The sequence below is a fragment of the Vibrio sp. STUT-A11 genome, from assembly GCF_026000435.1.
Taxonomy (GTDB): Bacteria; Pseudomonadota; Gammaproteobacteria; order Enterobacterales; family Vibrionaceae; genus Vibrio.
This window is the reverse complement of record NZ_AP026764.1, coordinates 1,811,591-1,823,321: the sequence shown is the minus strand read 5'-3', so window position 1 is coordinate 1,823,321 and position 11,731 is coordinate 1,811,591. Positions and strand designations below refer to the sequence as shown.

The 11,731-nt window shown below is 44.5% G+C and carries 11 protein-coding genes; 10 read left to right on the top strand and 1 reads right to left on the bottom strand.

The annotated features are described in order from the left end of the window. Positions 1-28: 28 nt before the first annotated feature. Together OO774_RS23740 and OO774_RS23735 are read left to right on the top strand one after the other, a co-directional pair. The gene (locus tag OO774_RS23740) at positions 29-1,345 is read left to right on the top strand and encodes a carbohydrate porin (RefSeq protein ID WP_264907260.1); all 1,317 of its coding nucleotides are present in this window, start codon (positions 29-31) and stop codon (positions 1,343-1,345) included. Between the two features lie 95 nt (positions 1,346-1,440). After that, on the top strand, positions 1,441-2,385 hold the full coding sequence (locus OO774_RS23735; protein WP_264907258.1) for an alpha/beta hydrolase: 945 nt from the start codon (positions 1,441-1,443) through the stop codon (positions 2,383-2,385). 130 nt (positions 2,386-2,515) lie between these two features. Here OO774_RS23735 and OO774_RS23730 read toward each other — a convergent pair whose 3' ends face one another. Next, positions 2,516-2,818: a hypothetical protein gene (locus OO774_RS23730; protein ID WP_264907257.1), complete on the bottom strand. Its 303-nt coding sequence runs from the start codon at positions 2,816-2,818 to the stop codon at positions 2,516-2,518. Between the two features lie 347 nt (positions 2,819-3,165). Here OO774_RS23730 and OO774_RS23725 point away from each other — a divergent pair, with 347 nt between their 5' ends. The 8 genes from OO774_RS23725 (at position 3,166) to rhaD (ending at position 11,567) form a co-directional block, all read left to right on the top strand. Beyond that, positions 3,166-3,471 carry a PTS sugar transporter subunit IIB gene (locus OO774_RS23725; RefSeq protein WP_264907256.1) on the top strand — a complete coding sequence of 102 codons (306 nt, stop codon included), beginning with the start codon at positions 3,166-3,168 and terminating at the stop codon, positions 3,469-3,471. Between the two features lie 89 nt (positions 3,472-3,560). Beyond that, complete coding sequence (locus OO774_RS23720; protein WP_264907255.1) at positions 3,561-3,869, top strand: PTS lactose/cellobiose transporter subunit IIA; 309 nt, start codon at positions 3,561-3,563, stop codon at positions 3,867-3,869. Positions 3,870-3,874: 5 nt separating this feature from the next. After that, on the top strand, positions 3,875-5,308 hold the full coding sequence (locus tag OO774_RS23715; RefSeq protein WP_264907254.1) for a 6-phospho-beta-glucosidase: 1,434 nt from the start codon (positions 3,875-3,877) through the stop codon (positions 5,306-5,308). A gap of 101 nt (positions 5,309-5,409) precedes the next feature. Next, complete coding sequence (locus tag OO774_RS23710; RefSeq protein WP_264907253.1) at positions 5,410-6,246, top strand: helix-turn-helix domain-containing protein; 837 nt, start codon at positions 5,410-5,412, stop codon at positions 6,244-6,246. Continuing rightward, positions 6,239-7,789, top strand: a complete 1,551-nt coding sequence (locus tag OO774_RS23705) for a sialate O-acetylesterase (protein WP_264907251.1) — start codon at positions 6,239-6,241, stop codon at positions 7,787-7,789. Before OO774_RS23710 ends, OO774_RS23705 begins: the two co-directional genes overlap by 8 nt. Positions 7,790-7,987: 198 nt before the next feature. Continuing rightward, the gene (rhaB, locus tag OO774_RS23700) at positions 7,988-9,430 is read left to right on the top strand and encodes a rhamnulokinase (protein ID WP_264907249.1); all 1,443 of its coding nucleotides are present in this window, start codon (positions 7,988-7,990) and stop codon (positions 9,428-9,430) included. 9 nt (positions 9,431-9,439) lie between these two features. Further along, positions 9,440-10,699, top strand: coding sequence for an L-rhamnose isomerase (locus OO774_RS23695; RefSeq protein WP_264907247.1), 1,260 nt, complete (start codon positions 9,440-9,442; stop codon positions 10,697-10,699). A 67-nt stretch (positions 10,700-10,766) separates the two neighbouring features. After that, a complete protein-coding gene (gene rhaD, locus OO774_RS23690; RefSeq protein WP_264907246.1) occupies positions 10,767-11,567 on the top strand; it encodes a rhamnulose-1-phosphate aldolase in 801 nt (266 codons plus the stop codon). The last annotated feature ends 164 nt before the right edge of the window (positions 11,568-11,731 follow it).

Below are 11,731 nucleotides of genomic sequence, written 5' to 3'. Positions count from 1 at the left end.
GATAATTAAATATAACGGAGTAACATAAATGAAAAAGTTGAACCTGGTGGTGGCAATTTCAGCAGCGCTTGCCGCAACCGCTTCCGTCCCTACATTTGCTGAAGACAGTTTTACGTTCCATGGTTATGCAATGGTGGCGAGTGACTTCCACGCAGAAACAGGTAAAGCCAAAAACCTAGCATTCCATATTGATCCAACCGGTCCAAACCAAGACCCTCGCGGTAAAATGGGTGACATGGCGAACAGCTACTGGCATGACATGTTCACTGCAATCGCAATGAATAAGCGCTGGGAAGGTGTAGCAGAAGAGGGCCAGTGGGCTGACCTGACTTTTGAAATTGTTGGTTACGGAGACAAAGGGGTCGAAGCGCAACAACTCTATGCACAATACGGCGGCCTAGATTTTCTGCCGAGCGATGCAGTTGTTTGGGCTGGGCGCAAATATACCGGTGAGCGAATTCGCATTTTTGCCTACAACATCCGTGAAATTAATGCAGATGCGGGTTTTGGTTACAACAGTGACAACTTCGACTTAACTATCGGTTACAACCAGGATGAACCATCAGGTTGGAGTGATGAGTTTTACAAAACCGCCGAGCCATCAAGATACCTGGTTGATTTTGCATATCGAATTGGTAACGCAGAATTTGGTGCAACTTACGTAAAAGAACTGAGTGATAGATTTACTTATTTAGATGATAAAGGTGTGCCAAACCTTCCTCATTACGGAACCAAGCGTGACGCATTCAGTGCATTTGGTAAATACAAGTTTGGTTCTTATATGGGCATGGATGGTAGCTCCACTTTTATCGTTCAAGCAGGTAAAGGCGTGATTGCTCCATACTTAAACACCAACCGTATTACAGTACTGAGTGAAGAAGACGATGTATCAATGCGTGCTTCTTACTACGGTATGATTAACCAATTTAAAGGTTTTACTATTGAACCGGCATTAACTTATGAATACACCGATCGCGAAGATGAGCGTGGTGTCACTGAGTTGATGGATATCAACCCATATCTTCCTTCAAAATCATACTACTATGGTGGAGAAACTGAACAAAAAGCGTTTGCTGGTGTAAATGTTTATCAGCCTCTAACCAATCATCTTTCTATGCAGTATGAAGCGATTTATGCACACATGAGTAACCGAAATGGTGTGGAAGGTGATACGGGTAATATGTATAAGATCGCTGTTGGTCCTTCCATTCAGCTAAAAACATTGCCTTGGATTGCACCAATCACAAACTTCAGCGTAGCGTACGTCGGCGGTGACCAAGAAATCACAGATTTAGACGTTGATAATGAATGGCGTATCGGCTTCAGAATGGAAGCTTTCTTCTAAACCGCTATAGATTATAAGAAGAGGCATCACTATTGGTGCTGCCTCTTAAAAGATTCAAAGTGTTCTAATTACTGATATCGACTAGGAATATTCTAATGAAAAAACTTCTTTTGTTGTCTACTTTGGTAATGTCATCGATGGCTTTTTCTGCAAGTAAAGACAGCGTTGAGCTTGATGTAAAGATGACAGTTCCGCCAATCCGTCTTAATGCTGATTTTGTTTACGCCGAAACCTTCAACAACATGGGGCGTCCAATCACACTATCGATGGATGTAATCCAGCCTTTTTCTACAGAGCCATTACCTGCGGTACTTTTTGTTACTGGTGGCGGCTTTATGGATGCGCCTAAAACCAAGTTCATCGGTCAACGAGTGGATATGGCACGGGCAGGTTATGTTGTCGCAAGTATCGACTACCGCGTGGTGCCGATGGTGACGTTCCCGGGCATGCTGGAAGATGTGAAATCTGCAGTGCGCTACATGCGTGCTAATGCGCAGAAATTTGGCATTGATCCAAAGCGTATTGCGATTATGGGTGAATCTGCTGGTGGTTACTTAGCTGCGATTGCTGCGACCACTAATGGTATGGACGAGTTTGATAAAGGTGCAAACCTAGATCAAAGTAGTGATGTGCAAGCGGCCATTGATTTGTACGGTTTGTCAGATTTGACTCGTGTTGCTGCCGACTACGATAAAGAGAGACAGAAGAAGCATGAATCAGAAGCGATTCCGGAAGCGATGCTGGTTAATGGCGTACCGTTTATGGAAGGTGGTGCAATCAAGAGTGACCTTAAGAAAGCCGCTTACGCTAACCCGCTAACACATATCTCTGACAAAACACCGCCATTCTTGTTGATGCATGGTGACAAAGATCCAGTGGTTTCACCAAGTCAAACTGCGATTCTTCACGAAGCGTTAATTGATAAAGGTGTGGATTCTACACGTTATGTGGTGAAAGGTGCTGACCATGCTGGTTTCCTATGGTATCAACCAGAGATCATGGAAACGATTATCGCGTTTTTAGATGAGAACCTAAAGTAACATGATGGGTTAAAAAGCTGCCTGTATTTGTGTTCAGGTAAGGTCTGACTGAACTCTATTGTTATATTGCCGATGTGTTTTACACCAACACATCGGCTTTTTTGGTTTCAATTCCCGACTAATAGGTTGGTTATTTAGGTTGGTATAAGCCCAGTTCATAAGCCATTTCGCTATACTTGGCTTCAACCACATGACGAGCTAGTGTTTCACGAGCACCAGCGGGGGCGATATCGTGTTGGAACTGAACCATTGGTATCGAATCAATTTTTGCTAGCTCTTTGGTTCTCCATTTATCAAGAGAGGACTGTATTTGCTCTGGGGTAAGTGTTTTTTTGATGACCTGAACACCCATCTCCTCCGTTACATTACAAGCCAGCACATTAGCTGATAAAAACAATCCTATAAAAGATAAGCATTTCATTGCACTAGTCATGTCTAACTCCTTTCTGTTGACGCCGATCAAGTTTAGCTCAAAAAATAACCAAGTGTTGACTCGGTAATAATTCAAACGAACAAGCTCCTTCATGGTCCACAGCGTTGCATCTCGTTGCTATGTCTTACTTTGCACCAAACGACATAGTCAATTGCAACAGCAGTTATAACAATTTATAGGCTGGAACCGCATAATGTTTTCAAAGGTGAGCGAACATGTTTTTACCGATAAAAAGAGGGTATTTCTTGGTGATAATCCGGCTAATACCTATCCAATTAAAAGCGGTGTTGTTTGTTCTGCTGTTAGGGAATTAATCCCACAATGACGAAAATTTAAGGTAGAAATTTATGACTAAAATCCTTCTATGTTGTGCTGCTGGCATGTCTACAAGTATGGTTGTTAAGAAGATGCTTCAAGCTGCTGAACAGAAAAATATTGCTGTTGAAATCAACGCAGTTGGTCTAGATGAGTTCGACGCAAACCTAGCGAAGTACGACGGTTTCCTACTTGGCCCACAAATCAAATACAAGCTAAACGATTTCAAAGCTAAGGCTGATGCTGTGAACAAGCCAATTGCTGTAATCAACCAAATGGATTACGGCATGATGAAAGGCGACAAGATCCTTGATGAAGCACTAGCGATGATCGGTTAGTTAATACTGATGCATTTAACGTGGGGGATGAATGTTAAGCCCCCACGATACCAAATAACAAAGTTTAAAAATATTTAGTGGGAGAGGTTATGGATCTCGAAAATACCGTAATGGAACTGATCATCAACGCAGGTGAGTCAAAAAGTTTAGCAATGCAAGCACTAGCTAGTGCTAAAAGAGGTGAGTGGGAAGACGTTGATGGACTTCTTGAAGAGTCAACCGCCGCTGCTAAGCGTGCTCATGGTGTTCAAACTGAGTTAATCGGTCTCGACGAAGGCGAAGGTAAAGTGCCAGTAAACCTAGTGATGGTACATGCACAAGACCACATTATGACATCAATGCTTGCTCGTGAATTGATTGAAGAGCTGATCAACGTACATCGCAAACTTCAAGAGTAAGTAAAATGAAAAAAACATTCCCGGAAAACTTCCTGTGGGGCGGCGCAGTCGCAGCTCATCAGGTTGAAGGTGGCTGGAACCAAGGTGGTCGTGGCCCAAGCATTATGGACGTTTTAAGCGGCGGTGCTGTTGATAAAGAACGTGAAATCACGGACGGTGTATTAGCGGATACTTTCTACCCGAACCACGAAGCTATTGACTTCCATGGTCGATACAAAGACGATATTGCTCTTTTTGCTGAAATGGGTTTTAAGTGTTTTCGTACCTCTATTTCGTGGACCCGTATTTTCCCTAAAGGCGATGAAGTTGAGCCGAACGAGGAAGGACTAAAGTTCTACGACGACTTATTTGATGAGTTATTGAAATTCGGTATTGAGCCGGTTATTACACTTTCTCACTTCGAAATGCCGCATCATTTAGTAAAAGAGTACGGCAGTTGGCGTAACCGCAAAGTGATCGATTTCTTCGTTCACTATTCTGAAACGGTAATGAAGCGTTACGCCAAAAAAGTAAAATACTGGATGACCTTCAACGAGATCAACAACCAGAAGAACCATACATACCCACTATTTGGCTATGCGAACTCTGGTGTTGTGTTCAACGATGATGAGAAACCAGAGCAAACCATGTACCAGGTTGTACACAATCAATTGGTTGCAAGCGCAAAAGTGGTAAAGCTTGGTCGTCAAATCAACCCGGATTTTCAAATCGGTTGTATGATTGCGTTTATCCCAATCTACCCTTACACATGTGATCCAAAAGACGTTTTGTTTGCTAACCAGTCGATGCGTGATCGTTTCCTATTTAGTGATGTTCATGTTCGTGGTGAGTACCCGTCTCACATTGAGAGTGAATGGGAATCGAAGGGCTATCAGATTGAGATGGACCCGCAGGATAAAGCTATCCTGAAAGAAGGTTGTTGTGATTACATCGGCTTTAGCTATTACATGTCAGTTGCGGTATCTGCAACAGATAAGAGCGAAAGCAAAGGCTTAACTGGCTTCCCTGGCAGCCTGCCAAATCCGCATGTCGGTGTTTCAGATTGGGGTTGGCAGATTGACCCTATCGGTCTTCGTTACTCATTAAACCTATTGAGTGAGCGTTACAAAAAACCATTGTTCATCGTTGAAAATGGCTTTGGCGCAGTGGATAAGGTTGAGGAAGACGGCAGCATTAATGATGACTACCGTATTGCCTACCTGGAAGCGCATATCAGTGAAATGAAAAAAGCCGTTGTTGAAGATGGTGTCGATCTTATCGGCTACACTCCTTGGGGCTGTATTGACTGCGTTTCGTTTACGACTGGTGAGTACAAGAAACGCTACGGATTTATTTATGTTGATAAGCATGATGACGGCAGCGGTGATATGTCCCGCTCGAAGAAAAAGAGCTTCCATTGGTATCAGGGTGTGATTGCTAACAATGGTGCAGACCTTTAAATAGGTGAATTAAACCAAGCTATCCCTGTTCAAGCTGCATCCATATTTGGTTGCAGCTTTATTTGTTTTTGCATACTGCATTTTGCTTCTAAGACTTGCTTATGATTTATTTAAAACCGAATGAATTCTTTGTCAGCTCTGAGATTCCAATCGCAACCGAGTTGAGATCGCCTCAGGAGCCATATCCAGAACATGCTCACGCGTTTGAAGAGTTAATGTTAGTGTCCGGAGGATCTGGTACTCACGTTATCAACGATATTCCGATGAACCTGAGTAAAAACTATGTGTGTTTCATCAAAAGGGAAGATCGCCATTTATTTGAGAACGTAGAGGGATTGCATTTAAGTAATGTACTGTTCGATCGAAGTAAAATGACCGTGGACTCGTCCATCGCAAAATGCATTCCGAATACTGACCAGCAGAGCCGGGGTTGGTTTATTAATGATCAAAGCAGCGAGACAGCCAATCGTCTTATCAGCCGTTTGGATAGCGAAATAGGCGCTGAGACGTTTGAATCAAAAATTGTCTGCCAGTCTCTGTTTAACCTGTTGCTGGTAGAGTTATCGCGCGGGCGTATTTATTCACTGGAGGGAGAGTCCGACGAAGATAAGGTCGTGTCTGTGATGGGATACTTACACCAGCATTACGCAGAGCAGTTCAGTTTGCAAGATCTGGCAGAACAAGCGGGCATTTCATCTAGACAGCTATCTAAAATCCTATCCAGACTGACAGGTATGAGCTATCCCAATTACCTGAATCACATTCGTATGAGCAAAGCGCTTGAAGCGCTGAAATACAGCGAGCGCTCAATCACTGATATCGCTTTTGATGTTGGTTACCAGGACTCAAATTACTTCTCAAGCAAGTTTAAAAAGGTATTTAACGCGACTCCGAGAGAGGTTCGCCTGGGTACAGAGATAAGGAATCAGAATGTTTAGTGTAAATTCGATATTCGGCGATCATATGATTCTGCAACGCCATAAACCTGTCGTTATCTGGGGAAAAGGCAGAGCAGGCGATAAGGTAACAGTAAGCCTTCAAGTAGAGTCGCCCGTAGAAAAACAACCCCTTGCCACTCAGGATGTCATTGTCGACCAAAGTGGAGAATGGATGGCGGAACTGCCGGCACAACAGGCAGCGACTGGGGTGATTTTGTTAGTCACTGATGGCCCGAATAAACTCAGCTTCAAAGATATCGGTATCGGGGAAGTCTGGGTTGCGGGCGGGCAGTCAAACATGGAGTATCATGTTCATTTTGATGCCAATAAGTCAGAAATAGTCCAAAATCAAAACAGTCGTCAGATTCGCTTTTTCAATGTTCCGCAAATATCGATTCCTGAAATGGAAGCTCATTTCGACTATAAAGATTTTGGTGTTTGGCGTTGCTGCACTCCGGAAGATCTACTGCATTTCTCCTCTGTGGCTTATTATTTTTCCCATGATCTAAACCTTGTTCTGGATATTCCAGTTGGCATTGTTGGATGTAATTGGGGGGGAACGCCAGCCTGTGCCTGGGTTGAAGAACGTTATCTTAGAAACACACCAGCCCAAGTTTGGCTAGATGAGTATGACGCGAAACTGAAGGGCATCGATTTCGAACAAGATAAGCAGCTTTACCTTAACCACCCTAATAGTGATACCAGCCAGCCTTTAAAAGTTGTCGAAGGTTTAGCGGGCAAAATTATGTATCCCGGATTAAGTGAGTCAGAGCAGTCGGAAATGGTGCGTGAGACAGCCGGTAATCCAGATCAGCAAGCACCAATAAATGGTGGACCACATCATCAGAATCGACCGGGCGGCTTATATAAAAATATGGTGTCCCGTATTACGGCTTTCAAAGTACGCGGGGTTATCTGGTATCAAGGAGAGAGTGATTCGCCACATTCTGATGTGTACTTCTCAACCTTTAGCCAACTGATCCGATGCTGGCGGGATGCCTGGGGAGAGTGCTTACCGTTTCTGTTTGTGCAATTAGCACCGTTCTCACGTTGGCTTGCCCTCAATGGGGGGGCTTTTCCAGAATTGCGCAGGCAGCAGCAAAAAGTGGCCGATGAAATCGAAAATACCTGGATGGTAAGTTCCGGTGATGCAGGTATGGAAATTGATATTCATCCGAAGGTTAAAAAGCCGATTGGTCAGCGTCTGGCTTTGCTTGCTCAACAGCGTATCTATAAACGAGACATTTTGTCGGAAGCGCCCAAGCTTGCACGCGTTGAAAAAAGCAAAGATACGATTTGTATCGAGTTTGAACATGCAGACGGCTTGTACTTAAAAGGGAATAGCGTTAATGCACTCCTGGTGGAAGATATAAGGGGAGAGAGTATTCCCTATAAGTGTTTCAGTTTAGAAGGAGGTTGTCTGAACCTCTATGGTAACTTTGAAAATGCCGTTGCAGTTAAATTTGCCTCAACGCCATATTACCAGGTGAATCTGTATAATCATTCCCACGTTCCTGCCTTGCCTTTTTCAGTTAGGTTTTAACATCATCTGAGTTCTTCTCTTTGATATGTAATTCGAAAGAAAGCGCCCTTAATTCGGGCGTTTTCTCTTTATTGTGAGCTTACACATACATACCTCGACAAAAAAGTCCAAATCACAAGATTAGGGCAGAAAAACAAAGTTATTCGACCTCTGCTTTCGCTTTAATACGTATATGAATTCGAGAGGTGTAAAACACAGATGAAAGCAGTAATCGCAGTAGACCTAGGTGCTTCAAGCGGCCGCGTTATGGTTGGTTACCTTAAAGAAGGTAAAGTTTCTTTAGAGGAATTTCATCGTTTTAAAAACGAACAAGTCACCAATGCCGGGCATTCTTGTTGGGATCTGGATGGTATCTATGCTGAGATTGTAGAAGGTATCAATAAGGTCCGTGCAACAGGTATTCAGGTCGACTCGCTTGGTATTGATACCTGGGGCGTAGACTTTGTTCTTCTTAATAAGGCTGGCGAGTCACTAGGGCCATTTGTAAGCTATCGAGACACCCGTACTGAAGGCATGCTGGAAAAGCTGCTTAGTGACAGTAACCTGACTAAGAGTGATATCTACCAGTCAACGGGGATCCAATTCTTACCTTTCAATACCTTATATCAACTTAAAGCGCTTTCTGAGCAACGACCGGAGTGGTATTCAGACATCGATACGCTGCTGTTTGTACCTGATTACTTAAACTACAAGCTGTCAGGCGTAAAGCATTGCGAATACACCAATGCTTCTACCAGCCAGATGCTGAAGTGCGAGCAAAAAACGTGGGACGAAAAACTGGTCGAAGCGTGCGGCGCAAGCATGGACTGGCTGCTGCCACCTGAAATACCAAATCAAATTGTTGGTGAATACCGTGTTGAAGATAGCGTGATTCCTGTCTGCTCTGTGGCGAGCCATGATACCGCTTCGGCGATTGCTGCGACGCCGCTGGCTCATGACAATATGGCTTACCTCAGCTCGGGTACGTGGTCATTATTGGGTATTGAGAGCGAAACGCCATACACCTCTGAATTGGCACAGCAGTACAACATCACCAATGAAGGCGGAGTTGATGGCCGCTACCGCGTACTAAAAAACATTATGGGTCTGTGGCTTATTCAGCGCGTGCGAGCAGAGAATCCGGAGTTAACTTTCCCTCAGATTGCAGAGCTGGCCGCAAAAGAAACGCCGTTTAAGTTCATTGTTAATCCGAACGACAATGATTTTCTTAACCCGTCATCAATGACTCAAGCCATCAAGCAGTGGTTTATTAAGCGAGATCAAGATGCGCCTGAGACACTTGCTGAGGTTATCCGTTGTATCTATGACAGTCTGACGCTCACTTACGATCAAGTGCTCTCTCAATTGATGACGCTAACGAATAAACCAATTACCGAGCTGCGTATTGTTGGCGGCGGTACCCAGGACAAGTTCTTAAACCAGCTGTGTGCCGATGTTTGCCAAATCAAGGTATCGACAGAGCCTACTGAAGCCTCTGCGCTCGGCAACGTGGTGAATCAATTTATTGCAACGGATGTAATCCATTCACTTGAAGAAGCACGCAGCATTATTGATGCCTCATCAGACGTGCATCTCTTCACTCCGAAACAAATTCGAGGGCTTGACGAAGCAAAAGCCCTGTACAACCAGATCACAAACTAGGATATGACAATGAGTAACGAACAACTAAAAGCAGCCTACGAGCAGGCAAAGCGTGTTTTTGCAAAGCATGGTGTGGATACAGACAAAGCAATTGAACAGCTAAAGACAACACCAATCTCTATTCACTGCTGGCAGGGCGATGATGTAAAAGGCTTTGAATCTCCTGATGTTGCACTTAGTGGCGGTATTCAAACAACGGGTAACTACCCTGGCGCAGCAACGACGCCGGATCAGTTGCGTGCAGACATGGAAAAAGCATTCTCGCTGATTCCTGGTAAAAAGCGCGTTAACCTTCACGCTATTTACATCGACGCTGATGAGTACGTAGAGCGCGACCAAATCAAACCAGAACATTTCTCTCGCTGGGTAGAGTGGGCAAAACAGCACGATCTTGGCCTTGATTTTAACCCAACGCTATTTTCTCACCCTAAAGCGGATGATGGTCTGACACTGTCTAACCCAGATGAAGAAGTGCGTCAGTTCTGGATCGACCACGTTAAAGCATCGCGAAAGATTTCAGAATACTTTGGTCGTGAGCTAGGCTCTCCTTCATTCATGAACATCTGGATTCCGGATGGCATGAAAGACCAACCTGTTGATCGACTATCACCGCGTGCACGTCTGGCAGATTCATTAGACAAAGCACTAAGCGAGAAGATCGACACTGCTTACCACAAAGATGCGGTGGAATGTAAGTTGTTCGGTATTGGGGCAGAAGCTTACACAGTGGGTAGCAATGAGTTCTACCTGGCCTACGCAGCAACTCGTAAAACAGGCCTGTGTCTGGATGCGGGTCACTTCCACCCAACAGAAGTGATCAGTGACAAAATCAGTGCATGTTCACTATACGTACAAGACCTGCAGCTTCACGTAACTCGTCCTATTCGCTGGGACTCCGATCACGTAGTTTCATTCGATGATGAAACACAAGCCATCATGCGTGAAATTGTACGCAACAGGCTGCTTGATCGTGTCTCTATCGGTCTGGATTTCTTTGATGCATCAATCAACCGTGTGGCTGCATGGGTTATTGGTACTCGTAACTCGCAAAAAGCACTGCTCAAAGCGTTACTTGAGCCAGTTGATGCACTTAAAGCCGCTGAAGAATCGTTCGATTACACGACACGGTTAGGCCTGATGGAAGAGTGTCACTCTCTACCTTGGGCGACGGTATGGGATTACTACTGTGCACAAGCGAACGTTCCAGTTGGTTTCGATTGGATGAATGACGTGAAAGATTACGAAGCAACAGTCGTAGCAACTCGTTAATCCATCAGTAGCAATTAGGCAAGGGTGAGAACATCACCCTTGATATTCCTAAGTCGAGAGTAAGAACATGATTGAACTAAATAAAGCAGTACTAGAAGAAATTGAAAAGGTTAGCGAAGTTTCACAATATCTGTGGCAACGTGAATGGGCAGAGCGTAACGGCGGCAATATTTCTGTTGATTTGACGGACATCTTCGGTGAAGTCGCAGAGATCGACGTTCCTGAGAAGCCGCTACCACTTCAATTACCAATGGAAAGTGCAGAGCGTATTTACTATGTAAAAGGTACTGGTCAGCGTATTCGTGAATTGCGTGACCCAGCTTATGCGGGTTGTGTCCTGCGTATTAATGCTCAGGCAAATGGTTTCCAGATTCTATGGGGTGGCGCTGCAAGCCAGGACTTCGCGCCAACGTCAGAGTTTATCAGCCACATTAAGATCTTAGTATCAAAAATGGCATCGGGTTCTAATCACAAGTCGGTTGTTCATACTCACCCATTAGAGCTAATTGCGCTATCGCATCACCCTAAAATCGCCAAGAGCAGTGAACTATTTACTCACACTTGCTGGAAAATGCTGCCAGAAGTACGCGCATTCGTTCCTCGTGGTATCGGTATGATCTCATACTGCCTGCCATCTTCTGAAGAGCTAGCTAATAACACCACAGAGTCGCTGCTGGTTAATGACGTGGCTATCTGGGAAAAACATGGTGCAACCGCATCGGGTGACGATGTGCTGCAAGCTTTTGATTACATTGATGTCGCTAACAAAGGCGCGAAGCTATACCTGATGTGCACCGCATCAGGCTATGAGCCAGAAGGCGTTTCGAAACAAAACATGGAAATCCTGAAGCAAGAATTCAACTTATAAGGTCTGAACATGGCGCATTGGCTGACCCATGTGCGGGTGGTAACCCTCAACCGATGACGAGAGAGCAAGTCATCGAGCTTTACAAAAAAAGCGCTCTAATCTGACGAGAGAGCCGTTTTGTTTGTGGCAAAATCGCTCTCTTTGATGATGTATTTTCCCCAAAA